Consider the following 18890-nt stretch of genomic DNA (forward strand, 5'->3'; position numbering starts at 1 on the left):
ATCACGGCAAGACGGCCTAAGAGAATTTTGGAAAAACAATAGGCGAGGAGAGCGGCCATATTCTAGAGGGCTCGCAATACGGTTTGTTGACGGATAAAATACTACAAAGAGTTCAAAGCAGTCTTAAGAGTTAGAATACTTTCTAGAATATAGCGACTGAGCCGTGATTGTTTCCAAAATTATCTGTAAGCCTTGATTTTTTTGTTTCTTTTTTAATCAAGAAAAAAAGAAAAGTAATTTACCAAAATAAGCGAATGAGTAATTCAAATAAGGATAATCAGATATCGAAGAAGTCATTCATAACTCTTTCAAGAAAGGAGTGTCTAGAAATTTTCCCGCAGATTTATTTAAGTGCAGAAGCAAAGTGGAAATCTGCATTGCTATTATCAAGAAGTGAAGACTTTTCATCGTCTAATTTTCTAATGGTAACTGCATTAGAGGAATATCTAAAGGCTTTAATTTTATCATTAGATGGTAACAATTTTAAATTTAGAGAAATAAAAGGGATAAAGGGCATGTTTGAAAATCACTCTTTAAGATATCCAGTACTTTATCTTTTTCATTTTATGGTTTCGAGTCTTGAACTCCCTACATTAATGAGAAAAGAAAAAGGTGCTATTAGAAAAGGAGTTTTGCTTTTTAGGAAATTCTTTGCAGCTAATTCAAATTTAAGCTGGTATGCTAATCTTCATAAATTAAGAGAGGATTTATTGTATTCGAATATTAAAGATGAAGGGGTAATATTGCCACATTTTATTACTCAACAAGATTTTAAAAGGAATTATGAGAACTGTAAAAAAGTTAGATATGCATTTCGTTCTATACTACTTCCTTTAAATCCAGATTATAACAAATTTGAATCTGAACGAATAAAATTCATTGAGGTGTTAAAAACAATGACAACAGAGTTTGGTTTATATGATAGTTTAAATGAACAAATTATCGAGATAAGAAAAAAAGGATATAACTCAAATCATTTACAGACGATGATTGATTTGTTTAACGAGTCCAGAAGCCAAACTTCTATTTGACATAATGTTATGAGTATCTAAATAAAAACTTCAATCAAGACAAGAGGTTAGCAAGGGCTAAGAATTTTGCTCACGAGATTTTTTTGATTGATTAAATATCAATTAAAAAAGCTGCGAGTTGATGCGGCTGCAAATTTTAGCTGTTGCGGCAAACTGACGAGAATGTCGTGAAAAAAAATCTTGCACATATTTCCTCGAATACACGAATTTTAAACGAATCTAAAAGGTTAGCTTTTAAATGGCGTTGGCAAGCGGCTGGAAATTGTGTGTAGAAAAAAATGCCAGAGCATTTTATTTGTACAAAACAATCGAGCGTTTGCTAGTGGCTATTTTACATAACCCGTGACAAATAAGATTAGCCAGTGGCTGATTTTATTTGTTGGCGAGATGATGCAGCGGCATTTTAATTACGATTGCTTGTGCGTTCCGCAAATTAACTTTTACATAATTACCATGTTATAATCCTCTTACAGGGCTTATAACATAACTATGTAAAATAGCGCTGAAATGCGCTATTCGCTTATTTGCTATAAATGTTCTATAATGTCTTGCGTTATGAAACTTTGCTTTGGTAAAAGCGAAGTTATTTTCTCCAATCTTCTTTTATTTTTTTCTTCTAAACAGTTTCTTCTCAAAGGGCAATGGAACACTTATTATACGAGCCGACGGTAGGAGGGGAGTGTAATGTGTGTGGAATGAAATAGAACTTAATAGCTTCTTAAGTGGTAAATTTGTAATATTCACACATATTTAACGGCTAAGATGTAATTTGCTTCATTAAATTTCGTTATTTGCGTATAAAATAAAACCAATTTAATGTTAATCGAATTTAGCGTAGGGAATTATAAGTCTATTAAGGATTTAGAAACTTTAACTATGCATGCATCGAATTTACAAGCTAAGTACCCCCATCTTGAACAAGATAATTTGTTTTTGGGAAAAGATGATTTAAGACTCTTAAAATCGAAAGCTATTTACGGAGCAAATGCTAGTGGGAAGTCCAATATTTACAAAGCTTTGGAAACATTTATAAAAATTGTTGCCAATAGTGTAAATAGAGAGAAGATTTTGAGATGGGAAATTATTCCATTTAGATTAAACAAAGCCACTCAAAGTGAGCCCACCTTTTTTCAAATTCAATTTTTGAAAGACGATATTACTTATCGATATGGCTTTGTTGCCGATAGCGAAAGTATTCATTCGGAATGGCTTTTTAAAAAAGTTGAAAGAGAAACACTTTTATTTACAAGAGTAGAAGAAGAATTTGAATACAATAAAACTCAGTTTGCCGAAGGTGGTATTATTAGTGAGATTCTTAAAGAATCAAACGAGAATAAGACTTTGACATCATACCTATTACTGACTTTTATTGCTAAAGTTATGAAAGGTAAAATTTCAAATGAATTAGTAGATTTTATCACTAAGAATTTCGTCTTAGTTTCAGGGCTTGATAGTGAAAGAAACAAGAAAAATGCAGAGGATTTTATTGAGAATGAGGAAAATAAAAAAATTCTTGTTGACCTGGTCAAAGCTGCAGATATGGGTATTAGTGATGTAGATTACATCGATTTTAATGAGGATAAAAAGAATGAGAAATTAAATAAAAAGGATGAGAAAGAAATTTATGTTTTCGCGGTAAAACAATCTTTCAATGAAGACAATAAAAAGTCTGGCATTGAAATAATGAGTATGAGTGGTGAAGAATCAAAAGGCACACAAAAAATGTTTGAGTTAGCCCCTTATATTATCAATTGTATGAATAATGGTGGAGTATTGTTCATTGACGAATTCGATTCTCGATTTCATAGCTTATTGACAAAAAAAATTGTAGAACTATTTAATTCGGAATCTAATAAAAAAGGGCAATTAGTATTTATTACACACGACACGAACTTACTTTCATCAGAGTTACTAAGAAGAGACCAAATCTCTTTTGCAAGTAGAGATAAGTTCGGGGCTAGTCATTTTTATTCTTTAGCAGAGTTTAAAGGCGTAAGAAGTTCAAAGTCATACGAAAATGACTACATCCACGGTAAATTTGGAGCTATTCCATCTTTAAATGATTTTGAGGAACTTTTCTTAGAAGACAATGGGTAAGAAAACTAAAGCAATTAAAGAAACAGATATACGAGGCAACAAACCTTGGTTGAAAAAAGTAGGATTAACTTCTTATAAAGAAGAAACTAAAGAACCTAACAAAACTTTTTTAATAGTATGTGAAGGTCAAACTGAAGCTTTGTATTTTGAATCATTCCCTACTATATCAGCTGAAGTTAAAACATATGGAATGGGATGTTCTCATACCACACTAGCCGATTGCACTATTGATTTAGCGAAAGATAGTAATTATGATGAAGTTTGGTGCATTTTCGACATGGATGTCAAGCCAGATGTTGTAGGCCAAGCTGATGACTTCAATTCTGCCATACAAAAGTGTCGTGCCAACGGAGTGAAATGTGCGTATTCTAATGATTCATTTGAACTATGGCTTTACCTACATTTTCAATTTACTGACCAAAAAAACCATCGTGATTTTTATAATGAGCAGTTGGGAAATATTTTCGGAATCAACTACAGGAAGGATGGAAAGAAAAGAAAGTTTGTTCTAAAACTATATACTGCTTTGGAAAATAATAGCAAAGCGAATCAAACTGATGCCATAAAAAGGTCTAAAAAGCTTGTTGAGCAACATGAAGGAGTTAGTCCACACATACAAAACCCAATAACACTTGTATATTTATTAGTTGAAGAGTTGAATAAATACCTGTCTGTTTAAATTTTTAAATAAGTTAAAACGGCCTAAGAGAATTTTGGCAAAACAATAGGCGAGGGGAGCGGCCATATTCTAGACTTCTAGTTATACAGTTTATTGACCAACTTAATGTTTCAGTAAGTTCTGAGAAGTCTTAAGAGTTAGAATACTTTCTAGAATATAGCGACTGAGCCGTACATTGTTTCCAAAGTTATCTGTAAGCCTTTATTTTTTTGTTTCGCCGTCGCATCATCTCGCTCAAAGTATACTTTGCCGTATCAAGAAAAAAAGATAAAACATTACGGTTACTGGTTACAATGTTGAAAGTCTATTTTACATAATATTGGGAACACCTAAAGAAAAGCTTCAATCAAAGACAAGAGGTAGCAAGTGCTCAGAAATTTTATTTTACTCACAAGTTTATTTAGTTGTTGAATTTAAAGGTGTTCGTGAATCTCCTAAAAAGTCGATTTCAAAATTTTGAGCTGTTGCGGCAGGTTGCCGAGAATCTCCTGAAAAATTTACTGGCAGAAAGTTTATCATAAATCGTGTTTTTCAAAAGAATCTAAAAGTTTTGCTTTTTTTGGCATTGGCAAGCGCTGGAAAATTGTGTTTAAAAATAAATGCCATATAAGGCATTTAAATTTTTAAAAAGCAATTGAGCGTTTGGCTAGCGGCAATTTGACATAACGGCTAATTATAGATACAGCTACAAGGTTTGTCGTTGGTTTTTGAGAATTTGAAATTTTCTAAAAAGTTTTTTCTGTAAACGAATATTGAAGCTACGTAAATTAAACAGGCTGATGACCCTGTTGGTAATTCTCTTAAAAGCTATAAACGTCAGGGATATTTTACATAATAGAATTATAGCTACTTGGATTAAACTTCTGTTGAATTTCGCCAGCACGCCAACCTTCTTGATTATAGCTTCAGCCACTGGCTAAACCAATAATGCAAAATGTACTATAATGTTCCGCGTTATGTAACTTGAGCTTTGGTTAAAAGCGAAAGTTTCTACTTTTTTCCTTGTTTTTTCTTTCTAAAAACTTTCTTCTAAAGGTAATGGAACACTTATTATACGAGCCGACGGTAGGAGGCGAGTGTAATGTGTGTGAAATGGTTTTAACCTCAATTAATTAATAGAGGTCCTAAACTCCTTAGGGGAACGCCCTACTTTTTGTTTGAACAACCGACTAAAGTGTTGCGGATATTTAAAACCTAGTTCATATGCGATTTCACTCACTGATTTGTTAGGGTCGAATACTTTTTCCTTAGCTACATCTATCAATTTCGCTTGAATAAATTCTTGGGCAGATTTACCGGTTTCCTTTTTAACCAGATCACCAAAATAATTGGAAGATAAATGAAGCTGATCCGCAAAATATGCTACTGAAGGTAAACCATTAATTTTTGGCTTTTCCGATGAAAAATATTGAGAAAGTAGATGATCAAACTTCTCTAAAGTACCCTTATTCACTACTTCACGTGTAATGAATTGCCTGTCATAAAAACGAAGGCAATAGTCTAAAAATAGCTCAATATTGGTCACAATCAGTTTCTTGCTATGTTTATCAATGGGCTGTTCCAATTCAAACTGAATTTTTTCCAATAAACTCAAGATTAGCTTTCGCTCTTTAGCGGATAAATGCAAAGCCTCATTACTTGAGTACGCAAAGAAATTAAATTCGTGAATCTTTTTTGCCAAACTTGTACCCAGCAATAGGTCTGGGTGAAAAAGCAAAGCATAGCCTTTGGGTACAAAACCCGGTTCATAACCGCCAAGTTCAATAGTCTGGTTGGGCGCCATAAAAACCAAAGTACCTTCGTCATAGTCATATGAGTTACCGCCATACTTAAGTTTACAACCCACTGCATCTTTCAAAAAAATAGCATAACAGCTGTAATGAAATCCGTCGTACGATTTGTTGGTATATCCGGTTTGGTTTACCTTTTTAAAATCGACAATACCTACCAAAGGATGCAGAACTTCGTAATTTCTTAATTTAAAGTAGTCTGCAATGGTTTTAATTTCTAAAATATTCTTCACAACTCATTGTATTTAAAATAAAGATAACCTATTGCCGATTACATCATCAAGCTACATATGTATTATCTGTAATTATGGTATAAACATCCGTTATTTGGGTAGTACCGCACCTAAGTTCTTCCGCTAATTTTGACATTGTAATCACGTACAATGAAGAAGATAGGAATTTTAATGTTATTGCTGTTATTCAGTACTGCTAATGCGCAGGAAAATGCAAAAGATAAAAACTATAGGTTTTTAGATGACTTTAGAGGAAGTGCAAGTATAACCCATAATGGCGTTTCATTAGTTCCTTCTTTTTCTTTAGATGATCCCGCTTTGCTGTTCGATTTAAAATTCACCAAAAAAAAGTTAAGTTTTGAGCCTGACATGCGTTTTTCTCTCGATGCCAAACCGTGGACGATGCTTTTTTGGTTTCGCTATAAGGCGATTGAAAAAGAAAAGTTTTCACTGAGGGTAGGGGCGCATCCCGGACTGAATTTTAGAACTGTAAATGTTATTAGAAACGGAAATACCGAAGAACTTTTAGAATCTAGAAGATATTTAGGTGCCGAAGTGGTACCCAGCTATAAATTATCAAAGCATACTAGTATTGGTATGTATTACCTGTATGCCCGCGGTTTTGATGAAGGGGTAAAAGAAACTAATTTTTTGGTGCTTAATGCTACCTTTAGTCAAATTCCCATTTCAGAATCGTTTTATATGAATTTTACACCACAAGTTTACTATCTTACCTCTGACGATCTCACCGGATATTATACCTCAGCGTTCTTGACCATTGGTAAAGAACAATGTCCATTTTCGTTGACAGGTGTTGTAAATAAAGGCATAAGCACCCAAATATTGCCCGATGATGATTTCACTTGGAGCGTGCTATTGAACTATAGCTTTCCAACAAAGAGAAAGATTTAAGAAAAGGCATACCCTTATTAAAATGACTACAAAAACAAAGTAATACATGATAAAGCTAAAATATACATTAGTACTTACAAGCATACTTTTATGTATTGGCTGTAATGAACAAAACAAGCAAATAGCAGATACTCCTGTTGAATCAAATGATATTATTTCTATTCAAAAACAGGGGACTTTTGCCGTTGGTGGTTCGGTTAAGCAAAGTCCAGGCTCTTTTGACCCCATTGCCCATGGTGCTTTTAATCCCACAAATCAAAGTACCGAAGGGCAGACCTTGCATGGTGACCACGCATCGGTATTTTATCAAATTCCTACGGAACCGCGTAAGCTTCCTCTAGTGTTTTGGCACGGCTACGGTCAGTCCATGCGAACTTGGCAAAGCACTCCAGATGGCAGGGAAGGATTTCAAAGTATATTCCTTAAAAAACGGTATCCTGTCTATTTATTAGATCAACCCAGAAGGGGATTGGCAGGACAAAGCTTAGAACCAAAAACATTGGAAGCTAAAACTGAAGACCAACTGTGGTTCGGCATATTCAGAATGGGCGAGGGTAAACGTTTTTATCCGAACGTTCAATTTTCTAAGGACCCTGAAGCTTTAAATCAATTCTTCCGTAGTAGTACTCCAGATACGGGACCTTTAAACATCAATCTTAATATTGAAGCGGTTTCTCAATTATTCGGAAAAATTGGTGACGGAATCCTTGTTACCCATTCCCATAGTGGCGGACAAGGTTGGAGTGCCGCTCTAAAGACCAATCGAATAAAAGCTATAGTAGCGTACGAACCTGGTAGTAATTTTGTTTTTCCGGAAGATAACATTCCTGAGCCCATTTCTTATGTGGGCGGAACATTACGTGCTAAAGGTGTTTCTATGGAAGAGTTTCAAAAACTGACCAAGATTCCTATTGTAATTTATTATGGGGATTACATCCCTGAAACTGAGGTTGAAAACCCTGGTCAAGACCAATGGCGTGCCGCTCTTTCTATGGCTCGTAAATGGAAAAAAACCGTAAATGACGCTGGTGGTGACGTTACTTTAGTAGTGTTACCAGAAATAGGAATCAAAGGAAATACACACTTTCCCATGTCCGATTTAAATAATCAAGAAATAGCCGATGTGATGTACAATTGGCTAGAAGAAAAGAAATTAAACTAAAAAAAAAAGAAATGAAAAATCTAATTACAACAGTACTGTTTATGCTTCCTATTTGCATTTTTGCCCAGAATACGGACTACAAAGTGTCTTCATACAAAGACGAGGGCTTCAAGGCACCCAATACGCATTATATTGGCGAAGCTTGGTTGAACGGTGTATTACAGGCTGATGATGAAACCGACTTTAATATTACCAAAGCCACTTTTAAGGCTAATTCTACGTTAGACTGGCATAAACATTCAACCTCTCAAGTTCTTATTTACGTAGACGGTGAAGGTTATTATCAAGAAAGAGGAAAAGACCCTGTGATACTTAAAGCAGGTGATGTGATCAAATGTGATAAAGAAACAGAGCACTGGCATGCTTCCACTAAAGATAGTGATGTTACCTATTTAGCAATTTATGGAGGAGGACAACCCACCACATGGACCGAAGTGGTAACACAAGAATATTATGATAGTGTTGCCGATCAACTGAACGACTAATTCACCACTAATGAAAGTAACGTCATCAAGACCAGTACCTATCATGCGTTTAAAAAATATCTTTCGCACGGCGAATATATTCTTCGGGTTAGTATTATTTATCAGCTGTCAATCAATAGCGCAACAAGCAACATCAGACAATGCTTTATCCAACCAAGAGAAAAGTATGATCAAAATTGCAAGTCACACTGCCCAAGGCAATTTATCTCAGCTCAAGGATGTTCTCCATGAAGGATTAGATCATAAGCTAACCGTGAATGAAGCCAAAGAGGTATTGGTTCATTTGTACGCCTATGCCGGGTTCCCAAGAAGTATACGCGGTTTGCAAACACTTTTAGTAGTACTGGAAGAAAGGACGGCTAAAGGTATAGAAGATGGATGGGGCCCAGAAGGCACAACTATTGACGATTCTAGAAGCAAATATGAACGAGGAAAGACTATTTTGGAAGAACTTGTTGGACGACCGTTAGATGGAAAACCAGAATACCAAAAGTTTTCACCCGAAATGGACAGGTTTCTTAAAGAGCATTTATTTGCGGATATTTTTGAGCGAGATGTGCTTACCTTTAAACAACGTGAACTGGTGACCATTTCCGTCGTTGCAAGTTTGGGAAGTTTAGAGCCTATGCTAAGAAGCCACTTAAACCTTTCATTGAACGTTGGCTGGCAAGCCGAACAATTGAAAGAGTTTACTGAAACCTTAGTGATTACTACAACTGAAGACAATGTTTTTGCAACAAAAACAGTCCTTACAGAAGTATTGAAAAGACGAACTGAATAAAACAACCATGAAAAATACTGGATACTATACTATTGCCATTTTACTGATACTTTTGACAGCATGTAACACGCCAAAGGAAAGTAAAAAGGAAGTTCAACTTTTCGAGAAAGGGACTAAAATAGAAAATTCGAATTTTACAGGTACCGCATGGTTAAATATGTTGGCAGCACCGGACAGTTTAAATACCATGTATGCCGGTTTGGTTACTTTTGAACCCGCTGCACGTACCAATTGGCATTCACATCCGGCAGGGCAAATATTAATCGTAACCCAAGGTGAAGGTTACTATCAAGAAGAAGGAAAACCCAAACGTATATTACGCATTGGAGAGACGATAAAGTGTTTACCAAATATTAAACATTGGCATGGTGCCGCTCCAAATTCCGAGTTTGCACATATAGCAATTTCAAGTCGCGATAAAGGACCCGCGCAGTGGTTTAAACCGGTTTTAGACGAAGAATATAATGGTATCTGAATAATTTTCTATTCAAAAGTAGTTTCTAAAATGTTGGTTATTGAAGTAAACGTTATGGCCTAAGAGAATTTTAGCTAAACAATAGGCGAGGGGAGCGGCCATATTCTAGATGGCTGGTTATAAGGTTTGTTGACCATCTTAATGTTTCAAAGAGTTCAAAGTGGTCTTAAGAGTTAAAATGATTTCTAGAATATAGCGACTTAGCCGTACATTGTTTCTAAAATTATCTGTAAGCCTTGATTTTTTTGTTTCTTTTTTTATCAAGAAAAAAAGATAAATAAAAACGCTTACGCGTACAATGCTGAAAAGTCTATTTTACATAATGTTAGGAACACATTCAAAAAAACTTCAAACAAGACGAGAAGTAGCAAGGGCTAAGAAATTATCTCGCAGAGTAATTTTTAGCTGTTGCGGCAAGCTGACGAGAATGTCGTAGAAAAAAAATTTGCACACATTTCCTCGAATACTCAAATTTTGAAAGAATCTAAAATGCTAGCTTTTAAATGGCGTTGGCAAGCGGTGGCAAATTGTGTTTAAAATAAATTGCCTGAGCAATTTGATTTTAAAAAGCAATCGAGCGTTTGGCAGCGGCTATTTTACATAACGGCAAATTATGGTACAAATGAAAATATGCGTCGCAGACACCGCTTAAAAAAGTTTAATGACCCTGTTGTAAGTTTTAATCGATTCTCAGAGCTTGAGGGATATTTTATATAATATAGAATTATAGCTTACAAACGTATATTCTTTTGTGTGGTTCAAATGCTATACTTTGTACTATAATTTATATTATGTAAAATAGAAATTATTAAGGAGCCTATCACTACAATAACATCTACATTCCCTACTTCGAATTTTGAAACATTGAATACATAATGCCATCTGCTTCATCTCGTCGATATTTATAATCATCTACTGGATAGTTATAAATACTCGCGTATGTAAAATACGTCAGAAATTTCAGAAATTAAGTATTTCTTAAATTTTGAGCGAGCTGATGCGATGGCATTGTTCACTTTAATATTCCTTATATATACTTAAATAAATAATTGAGGTTTATTCACAAAAAAAATGCCCATCATTGCTGATGGGCATTGCATTTAAAGTTTAAGCGTCTTAATCTATAACTGTTACGTTTACTGCGTTTAATCCTTTTTTTCCTTGGGTTAATTCGAATTCGACTTCATCGCCTTCGCGTATCTCATCTACTAATCCTGAAATGTGAACGAAATGATCGTCCGTTGAACCTTCTTCTGTAATAAATCCGAAGCCTTTTGCATCGTTGAAGAATTTTACTGTTCCTTTACTCATTGTACTATAATTAAATATTAATAATTACTATACACATTTCAATTATGATGCCACAAATTGAAAACATGAATAATTTTATGTTTTACGGGAGGCATTAGCACTATTAATCTGTGTTCATTACCGATTATATGATCCTCACATCAAATTAAAAGCACATTCATTAGGATCACATAAAAAAATATTTTATTTTAGTCCTATAAAATAACCGATTTGACTGCTGACCAAAATTTTGTTCTCCTTTCTGAAGACAATACGTATTACGTAGAATATCTTATCGGACACCTCGTTTTAGCAAATAGCATTACTGAAGCCGTCATCTTTGATTCTCAAATTCAGGCGGTGAAGTTTCAAAAGTATCTTTATAAAAATTGTAGTATCAAGTTCTCGGTTAACACCTTCATTCAATAGCTATAATTGTATACCATTTCTTAAAATGGTTAAATACCACTTAAAATAGTTCATTGCTTTTTAGCAAAACTTATCTTCACAAAAAAAACACATATGAAATACGTTGCAGTCCTTTTTCTTATAACCATTATGGTTTCATGTAATTCAAGCAATTCTAATAACAATACACCTCTTGAAGAACCTATTGATTTTTCAGAAATCAATGAAGTAGAAATCAATGAATACTTGACTGCCAATGATTTAGTTTCATTAAAAACATCCACAGGATTACATTATATCATTAAAAATCAAGGAGATGGAGCAAAACCAACCACTTCTTCTAATGTAACGGTAGCTTACAAAGGATATTTTTTAGATGGGTCTGTTTTCGACCAAAGTACTGACGGACTATCGATTGGTCTTAATCAGGTTATTGCAGGCTGGACAGAAGGAATTCCCCTTTTTAATGAAGGAGGTAACGGAATCTTATTGGTACCTGCTCACTTAGGCTACGGAAGTTTTGATTATAGTACGATACCTGGAGGATCGGTATTAGTTTTTGATATCGGCCTTATTTCAGTTAATTAAACGAAAAAGCATCTACCGACATCTTAGCTGTTCTTATTTTAGAGGCTGACTTAGATTCCTCCGTCCAAGCAAAATAAAGGGTTTCTTCTACTATTTCCATTTGAGGAAATCCTGATTTACGTGAACCATCCATTTCAGTAATCACTTGTTTGTTAGAAACTTTTCCATTTTTGGAAACAATCATAGCATTGAATACGGCCTTTTTATCGACAGATTCCATCCAGCTTACAACAGCTGCATCTTCATCCATCCAAAGCACATCTACCCTGCCCATTACATTACCTTTTGCAACTACTACAGGTTCTTGAAACTGCTCACCACCATCCGAAGAAAAAACTATTTGAACTTTTTGTTTATTTTCAGCTCCTGTAAACCAAGCTACTACGACTTCATTACCCAATGCCGCAACTTTTGGTCCGTTAACAGGACAACCTTTAATTTGCCAATTATCTTCATGCAGTACTTTAGGTATTGTCCAGTTTCCATCTATCAGGCGTACAATACTTATATCACGAATTTCATCTTCCGAGCGATCACGATATACCACAATAGGTCCGTTATCTGTTATTGCCGAAGTAGTCTGGCAACAATCGCATGTACTCGTATCTAATTCATACTCTTGCAACATTTCACCGGTAGTCGATACAACGCCTGCCCGCAAGGTCATAGCTCCCCGCTCCCCTGCTTCATTTTCTTCGGTATTTCTACCATCTAGCCAATTCACAAAAAAGTTATTGTTATAAGGCTGTATACTCACAAAACCATGTTCTGTTGGTGTACCATCGGTATGTAACGACAAATCAGTTTTCCATTCCGTTGCACCCTTAGGCTTTACATTCATCTTAATATCATAAGAATACGTGCCCACGGTAGATTTCTTTAATACGTGTGACCATAAACTACCATTATTCTCACTAATCATAGGGTAATCGGCCCAATTAACGAACCAGTCACTACCTCTTAATATAGCTTGAGGCTTTTGCCAATTGCCATCTACCAATTCTGCATAGAACATCGTATTTAACGTATCGCCTGCAGTTTCTACCCAAGACAATAATGTTACATCTTTATTCGACATTAAATGTGGTAAAGAACTCGATGCCGAAGCTGGAGAAACCAGTTCTTGAACCACCGTTATTTTGGTTTCCGGTTGTTCTTGTTTTATTACTTGTTTTGATTCTTGTTTGCAACCAAAAACGGTTACCGTTAAAGCGAGTATATAAAAATAGGGTTTTGAGCGCATTAGTGTAATTGTCTTAGTTTTTCAATCATTTCAGGGCTATCCCAAATCATACTACCATCAAAACGAGAAACCTGCTCCCCTACTTCATTATATATGAATGTTACGGGTATAGCACTGATTTTTTGGTCAGCATATGCCCCGTTATATTTAATGTATTTAAAATCGAAACCGCGTGCTTTTTTAAATTTAGATATTTTCTTCACCGATTGGTCTGAAGCAAATAAAAACACATAATTCTCTTCTTCTAAAATCTCTTGTAAATTCAGTAAAGCAGGCATTTCTTCAATACAGGGACGGCACCACGTTGCCCAATAATTTAAGAGTATCTTTTTTCCTTTATAATCGGCTAAAGCAACGGGTTTTCCATCTAAATCTTCATACAACGATGTAGAAACCTTTTCCGCCTCTAATTCAATAGGTTCAGGATCCTTATTCTTTTCTTCTTTTACATCTTTACAACTAAATAAAGTTGCCCCTAAAAATATAAAAAGCACTGTTCGTAACTGCATAGGTTTTTCTAATTTTTCTAATTGTAAATACAAGTTTTATTATCTGCCTTTATGTAATAAGATTTATAATTCTTGGCAGTTTCATCCATACAACCACAAAGGTTTAAAAGTTCAATACTCTTAAAATCTATGGGATGCGTCTCTGCCTGAATCGATATGTACCCTTCTTTTAATGGCTTGCCTTCTTGGTAGGCACTTTCATTATATCCAGATATACCGCCGCCGCCAATGGTGGGCGATTTGAATTCAAGTACCACTTCCCCATCCATAATATGCTGTACAAGAGAATCACCAAGCACTAAGGCTTCTGCCGTAACCCATTGATCACCATGATACGTCTTTGAGGTTGAGTTAACACAATGGGGCGTAAACAAACTATCGCCCATAACGACATTGGTACCTGGTGTGCACAAATTAGCTGTAGTACGCTCATTGGTGCCATCACCGCCTAAAAGTTGAAACTCTAAAGAAATTGGAAAATCTTGTTCTAGCCCTAAAGTTGCAGGTTCTTGGCAATGTAACATAAGTCCGTTATTTCGAAAAGCCCAACCAGGACCATTGGTCATTTGCTCTCCTACAAATCGATAGGTTGCCCTTAGTTTATAATGAGAGAATTTCTGTTTATAATATAAATGTCCAAAATTACCATTAAACGTATCTGTTTTAGCGTACCGAACACTTAAAAGACTATCCTCGTAAACAAATCTATCATTATGGTTGACCCCAAGTTCATACCCCGCAAATTTTGGTGTCCAGTCGTCATAATTATCTCCATTAAACAATGCTACCCATTCTTCTTGCTCTATTTCTGCCGACTTTTCCCCACAGGATAGGCAAAGTAGAAACATGACTACCATTGCAGTAGAACAGATAAATCGATTAAACTTAAAGGTGTCAATTTTCAGGTTGGTCATATTACAATTCTTTTGAAGGAGTATAAAATCTAGTAAAATATAATATAGGATAATCTTAGACTATTCTCTAATTTATATTATCATGCGAACATACTTTAATTCGGATATCAAAACAAAAAAAACCGCCCCTATTAAGGGCGGTTTCACACTATATAAACTCTAGTATTTATTTTATCTCAAGTAATTCTAACTCGAAAGTTAAATCTTCACCTGCCAAAGGATGATTTGCATCTACTACAATTTCATCTTCCTTTACTTCTGCAACACGTAATTGTTTTTCACTACCATCAGCATTTGTAGCCATAAGTGCCATATCTACTTCTACTTTCATATCTTCTGGCAAATCTGATTTTTTTACGGCTTGAAAAAGCTCTTGGCGTTTTTCACCATATGCCTCTTCTTTAGCTATTACGATGGTCTTTTTCTCTTTAGGTTCCATATCCAACAACCCCTTTTCGAAACCAGGTATCAAACTACCTTCTCCTAATTTCACTTCTAAAGGTTCTCTATCTACCGAACTATCAAAAACTTGCCCATCACTCAATTTACCTGTGTAATGTAATAATACTCTGTCGTCTGCTTTTACTTTGCTCATACTATTAAATTCTACTATTTAACTTAATTGAAGTGCAAAGGTAAAGTTCTCAATAGCTAATAACGAAAATTATGGCAAAACCTTCCTTTTTTAGGCTTCTTTTAACGTAAAAGAGCGGTTAATCGAAATAAAAACATCAATAGATAATGAATATCGAAAATGAAGTCAGTCCGTTTTTGAGGAATTCATAAGCGGCTCATTATTAAAGGAAAAGAATTAAAGAGTATATTTAAATATCAACTACTCAACAATTAACATCCATAAATCATGAAATTACGAGTTCTTTACTTCACCTTTTTATTCATATTGATTACTACCTCTTTTCAGGCACAATATAAAATCGGAATATTTGATGGTGAAACCGCCATCGGTAATCCAAAACTTACCGGCTCTGCAACCTTTAATGCTACAAACCAAACCTATACTTTAACAGGCGCTGGCAGCAATATGTGGTTCGGCACCGACGAGTTTCAATATTTATGGACGACTATTCAAGGGGATTTTATTTTGCGAGCTACCGTAAAATTTAATGGGGGTAGTTCTGACCCACATCGCAAAACGGGTTGGATTATTAAAAATAGTCTTGATACAAATTCTGCACATGTAAATGCAAGTATACATGGTGACGGACTTACCTCTTTACAATATCGGAAAACGGTTGGCGGACTTACCGAAGAGCTGAAATCTAATGACCAGTCCCCTACTATTATTCAACTAGAAAGACGTGGCACTACCTATATCATGTCTACTGCAAAATTTGGCGAAGAGTTTACCACTGTCGAGCTTACCGATATGGAACTTGACAACGAAGTGTATGTTGGGGTATATGTATGCTCTCATAATCCTAAGGTTTTGGAAAGTGCCACCTTTAGCAATGTGCGAATAGTAAAACCGGTAAGTGCTGATAACACGCCCTATCGCGATTATTTGGGCAGTAATTTAGAATTGATGGATGTAGAAACCGGACACAGAAAAATTATTCATCATTCCGCTCATTCTATTCAAGCTCCCAACTGGACGGTCGATGGTAAAAAATTAATTTACAATTCTAAAGGTCATCTTTATAATTATGAACTAGAAACCAATGCTATTACTCCGCTGAACACAGGTTTTGCTGTAAATAACAATAATGATCATGTACTCACTTTTGATGGTAGTCTGTTAGGCATCAGTAATCACAATCAGAAAGATAATGGTTCTTCTGCCCTATATTATTTACCTACAAAGGGTGACTCATTGCCTAAAATGGTTACTAAACCTGGGGTTGGTGCATCTTACTTTCATGGTTGGTCGCCAAACAATAAAGAAATGTTGTTTACAGGCGAAAGGAACGGAGCTTATAATATATTCGCAGTCAATGTTAAATCGGGGAAAGAAGAACAACTAACCGATTTACCAACTCTAGACGACGGACCTGAATATAGTAAGAACGGAAAATATATTTACTTCAATTCGGTACGGTCGGGTACCATGCAGCTTTATCGAATGAAAGCGAATGGTAAGAAACAGACCCAACTAACATTTGATGAATACAACGATTGGTTCCCACATGTGAGTCCGGATCAAAAATGGATAGTTTTTATTTCTTTTCCGAAGGATATAAATCCGAGTGAACATCCATTCTACAAACATTGTATGTTACGCATTATGCCATTTAAAGGAGGAGAACCTAAGGTACTAGCCCATATCTATGGTGGTCAAGGAACTATAAATGTACCGAGTTGGTCTCCGGATAGTAAACGAATTGCTTTCGTAACCAATACAGATCGTTACTAAATTTATTAAGGAAGATAATGGCTACTGCTTGGTGCTATTCTCCAATGCCTTGATAGCACCTTCATAACGTATGGAATTTCGATTATTAAGACTCACAGCTACAGTTGTCGATTTACTTGGAAAGATGGCCATGGTTACGTAATAACGGTCGGACGTATCCTTGATGTTAAAACTGATAGTATATTTTCCTTTATCGGCATCGAAAGTCTGATCATAACCCTCTGGGATACCATTAAATTCAATTCCTGTAGCAGAACCATAACCACCACCAAATTGGCGCTCTCCGTAATAGGGTAAACTAGCTGAAACGCTATCGTCAACAATTTTAATAAAATTTGGATTTCCGGCTAAATTAATACGGGAAACATTGCTGCCAGGTGGAATAAGTCCTGAATTAGCTACGGCAGTCATACTTTGTGTAACCATAGGGTTTGCCCAGTCTGCCGTAAATTCAAAAGACTTTGAAGTTACAAGTGCATGAATAGGATGGGTATCGCTTATATTTTTTTTAGTTGTTGAACAACTAAATAATAAACCAAAGACCAATAAAGAAGCAACAACTGTTTTCATAGTATATTATATTAAACACCTTAAAATCAGCTAAATCTATGCCAAACTGCTACAATTATGCTTAATAATCATCATCTTCAGATTTCGCATTGACCAACATGGCTTTTTGAAATTTATCTGTATGTGAATTCCGATAGATTTCCTTGATCATACGAAGTCTTTTCTTATCAGAAATAGGAAGTGAATCTAAAGCCTTAATTCGTTTCAACAAAATTTCTCGGTGCTGTACCCTTGTAGTTTCATAATTAGGCTCGAACTGAAACATAATCGGTTCTTCTTCCGCTGTGGCAACTTTAGCTTTTTTAAATTCAGCGTTTTGTGAATGGGCAATACATGAAGAAAATATAAAGCAACATAAGGTAAAACGAAAAAAACTTTTCATTTAAATAGTATTAGGGTTCTACCACTAAAATAACTATTAATAGAATAAGACATGTATTTTATTTACCAAATGGAATAACTGATAAGCCAACGAACAACTTCACTTGCTATATAGACGTTTCAATAGATTTTCTAGATTTATAGGTATACGCTATTACATCACTTTCCAATTCTGCCGTTTCCTTAATGTGAAAGTTTACTGATTGGTACTGATCAGGCAAAAGCTCATTGGTTATTTTTAAATAATCTAGGAGTCTTTCGTTTGCATCTGCCAATTTCCCGATTTTATTTTTTAAATAAGCCTTGGTCTCAAAAAGTGTTCGCGTAGAAGGTTCATATAAATATGAATCTATGCGTGTTTTAAAATATTGGAGTGTATTATAACAGCGTTCCAATTTACCTAAATATTTAGATTTATTCAGTTCATTTTCCATAGGGCTAGGTTTTAAAATGAAATTGTGGGAAACTTATTTCAAATTAAGGTAAGAAGTTTGAATTTGAACTATGTTTGTAGTAGTTTAACTTAACTTTAATTTACCAGCACTTTTGTTAATGATATAGAAACAAAAGGATTAGCAATTGTTAACTTACATCAGTATTTATTTTAAGTTTTTTTTTGTTGTTGGAAGCTTTGAAATGAGTACCTTAATATAAACTTTGAACCTATGAATATCAATTTTGAATACGACGATGTAAAAGCCAGCAATCGATTAGAGATTATGGCTGCTCAGAAATTAGAGAAATTAGTGGATAAATTCGATTTTATAGTGAGATCTGATGTTTTTTTCAAAACAGAAAATACATCATCACCAGATACTGGCATGGTATGTAATATTCGCTTGAGTGCCCCTGGACCTCGCTTATTTGCTCAATCTTCCACAGGAAGTTTCGAAGCCTCGATAGCTTCATCGGTAGACGACCTACAAAGACAGCTTGAGAAACGAAAAGCTAAGATGCAATCGCATTAAATT

21 protein-coding genes are annotated in these 18890 nt (G+C 35.1%); 11 read left to right on the top strand and 10 right to left on the bottom strand.

Annotation, left to right across the window (positions count from 1 at the left end):
• Nucleotides 1–254: 254 nt before the first annotated feature.
• The 3 genes from AAC084_RS04035 to AAC084_RS04045 all read left to right on the top strand — a co-directional run bounded on the left by AAC084_RS04035 (nt 255) and on the right by AAC084_RS04045 (nt 3807).
• Nucleotides 255–1031, top strand: coding sequence for an AbiV family abortive infection protein (locus tag AAC084_RS04035; protein ID WP_339837256.1), 777 nt, complete (start codon nt 255–257; stop codon nt 1029–1031).
• A gap of 816 nt (nt 1032–1847) precedes the next feature.
• Nucleotides 1848–3128, top strand: a complete 1281-nt coding sequence (locus AAC084_RS04040; RefSeq protein ID WP_339837258.1) for an ATP-binding protein — start codon at nt 1848–1850, stop codon at nt 3126–3128.
• Nucleotides 3121–3807, top strand: coding sequence for an RloB family protein (locus AAC084_RS04045; protein WP_339837261.1), 687 nt, complete (start codon nt 3121–3123; stop codon nt 3805–3807). Before AAC084_RS04040 ends, AAC084_RS04045 begins: the two co-directional genes overlap by 8 nt.
• A gap of 396 nt (nt 3808–4203) precedes the next feature.
• Here the strand turns inward: AAC084_RS04045 and AAC084_RS04050 are convergent, their stop codons facing one another.
• Together AAC084_RS04050 and AAC084_RS04055 are read right to left on the bottom strand one after the other, a co-directional pair.
• Nucleotides 4204–4326 (bottom strand): hypothetical protein, encoded by a 123-nt coding sequence (locus AAC084_RS04050; RefSeq protein ID WP_339837264.1) that lies wholly within the window; start codon nt 4324–4326, stop codon nt 4204–4206.
• Between the two features lie 589 nt (nt 4327–4915).
• Nucleotides 4916–5830, bottom strand: a complete 915-nt coding sequence (locus tag AAC084_RS04055; RefSeq protein WP_339837266.1) for a helix-turn-helix domain-containing protein — start codon at nt 5828–5830, stop codon at nt 4916–4918.
• A gap of 150 nt (nt 5831–5980) precedes the next feature.
• Between AAC084_RS04055 and AAC084_RS04060 the strand changes: the two genes are divergently transcribed.
• From AAC084_RS04060 to AAC084_RS04080, 5 genes are read left to right on the top strand one after another with little or no spacing between them, the layout of a single operon-like run.
• Nucleotides 5981–6742: a hypothetical protein gene (locus AAC084_RS04060; RefSeq protein WP_339837269.1), complete on the top strand. Its 762-nt coding sequence runs from the start codon at nt 5981–5983 to the stop codon at nt 6740–6742.
• A gap of 46 nt (nt 6743–6788) precedes the next feature.
• Nucleotides 6789–7904, top strand: coding sequence for an alpha/beta fold hydrolase (locus tag AAC084_RS04065; protein ID WP_027067147.1), 1116 nt, complete (start codon nt 6789–6791; stop codon nt 7902–7904).
• Nucleotides 7905–7915: 11 nt separating this feature from the next.
• Nucleotides 7916–8389 carry a cupin domain-containing protein gene (locus tag AAC084_RS04070; RefSeq protein ID WP_027067148.1) on the top strand — a complete coding sequence of 158 codons (474 nt, stop codon included), beginning with the start codon at nt 7916–7918 and terminating at the stop codon, nt 8387–8389.
• Nucleotides 8390–8399: 10 nt separating this feature from the next.
• Nucleotides 8400–9170 (top strand): carboxymuconolactone decarboxylase family protein, encoded by a 771-nt coding sequence (locus AAC084_RS04075; RefSeq protein WP_339837272.1) that lies wholly within the window; start codon nt 8400–8402, stop codon nt 9168–9170.
• Between the two features lie 7 nt (nt 9171–9177).
• The gene (locus tag AAC084_RS04080) at nt 9178–9645 is read left to right on the top strand and encodes a cupin domain-containing protein (protein ID WP_027067150.1); all 468 of its coding nucleotides are present in this window, start codon (nt 9178–9180) and stop codon (nt 9643–9645) included.
• A gap of 1116 nt (nt 9646–10761) precedes the next feature.
• On the opposite strand, the gene AAC084_RS04085 is transcribed toward AAC084_RS04080, so the two are convergent.
• Nucleotides 10762–10956, bottom strand: a complete 195-nt coding sequence (locus tag AAC084_RS04085) for a cold-shock protein (protein WP_282111699.1) — start codon at nt 10954–10956, stop codon at nt 10762–10764.
• Between the two features lie 501 nt (nt 10957–11457).
• Between AAC084_RS04085 and AAC084_RS04090 the strand changes: the two genes are divergently transcribed.
• Nucleotides 11458–11931 (top strand): FKBP-type peptidyl-prolyl cis-trans isomerase, encoded by a 474-nt coding sequence (locus tag AAC084_RS04090; protein WP_339837275.1) that lies wholly within the window; start codon nt 11458–11460, stop codon nt 11929–11931.
• On the opposite strand, the gene AAC084_RS04095 is transcribed toward AAC084_RS04090, so the two are convergent.
• The 4 genes from AAC084_RS04095 to AAC084_RS04110 form a co-directional block, all read right to left on the bottom strand.
• Nucleotides 11924–13174: a hypothetical protein gene (locus tag AAC084_RS04095; RefSeq protein WP_339837277.1), complete on the bottom strand. Its 1251-nt coding sequence runs from the start codon at nt 13172–13174 to the stop codon at nt 11924–11926. The two genes, AAC084_RS04090 and AAC084_RS04095, sit on opposite strands and share 8 nt — an antisense overlap.
• The gene (locus AAC084_RS04100) at nt 13174–13683 is read right to left on the bottom strand and encodes a TlpA disulfide reductase family protein (RefSeq protein WP_339837279.1); all 510 of its coding nucleotides are present in this window, start codon (nt 13681–13683) and stop codon (nt 13174–13176) included. The genes AAC084_RS04095 and AAC084_RS04100 overlap by 1 nt, the downstream gene beginning before the upstream one ends.
• Nucleotides 13684–13700: 17 nt before the next feature.
• Nucleotides 13701–14597, bottom strand: coding sequence for a DUF1080 domain-containing protein (locus AAC084_RS04105; RefSeq protein WP_339837281.1), 897 nt, complete (start codon nt 14595–14597; stop codon nt 13701–13703).
• A gap of 166 nt (nt 14598–14763) precedes the next feature.
• Nucleotides 14764–15192: a peptidylprolyl isomerase gene (locus tag AAC084_RS04110; protein ID WP_339837284.1), complete on the bottom strand. Its 429-nt coding sequence runs from the start codon at nt 15190–15192 to the stop codon at nt 14764–14766.
• A 267-nt stretch (nt 15193–15459) separates the two neighbouring features.
• Here AAC084_RS04110 and AAC084_RS04115 point away from each other — a divergent pair, with 267 nt between their 5' ends.
• The gene (locus tag AAC084_RS04115) at nt 15460–16968 is read left to right on the top strand and encodes a biopolymer transporter TolR (RefSeq protein ID WP_339837287.1); all 1509 of its coding nucleotides are present in this window, start codon (nt 15460–15462) and stop codon (nt 16966–16968) included.
• 21 nt (nt 16969–16989) lie between these two features.
• On the opposite strand, the gene AAC084_RS04120 is transcribed toward AAC084_RS04115, so the two are convergent.
• The 3 genes from AAC084_RS04120 to AAC084_RS04130 form a co-directional block, all read right to left on the bottom strand.
• Complete coding sequence (locus AAC084_RS04120) at nt 16990–17538, bottom strand: DUF4251 domain-containing protein (protein ID WP_339837290.1); 549 nt, start codon at nt 17536–17538, stop codon at nt 16990–16992.
• A gap of 61 nt (nt 17539–17599) precedes the next feature.
• A complete protein-coding gene (locus AAC084_RS04125; RefSeq protein WP_339837293.1) occupies nt 17600–17920 on the bottom strand; it encodes a hypothetical protein in 321 nt (106 codons plus the stop codon).
• Nucleotides 17921–18026: 106 nt separating this feature from the next.
• Nucleotides 18027–18353 carry a hypothetical protein gene (locus tag AAC084_RS04130; RefSeq protein WP_339837295.1) on the bottom strand — a complete coding sequence of 109 codons (327 nt, stop codon included), beginning with the start codon at nt 18351–18353 and terminating at the stop codon, nt 18027–18029.
• Between the two features lie 231 nt (nt 18354–18584).
• On the opposite strand from AAC084_RS04130, the gene AAC084_RS04135 reads away from it, so the two are divergent.
• Nucleotides 18585–18887: an HPF/RaiA family ribosome-associated protein gene (locus AAC084_RS04135; RefSeq protein WP_339837297.1), complete on the top strand. Its 303-nt coding sequence runs from the start codon at nt 18585–18587 to the stop codon at nt 18885–18887.
• Nucleotides 18888–18890: the final 3 nt, after the last annotated feature.

It is taken from the genome of uncultured Maribacter sp., from assembly GCF_963977385.1.
GTDB lineage: Bacteria > Bacteroidota > Bacteroidia > Flavobacteriales > Flavobacteriaceae > Maribacter.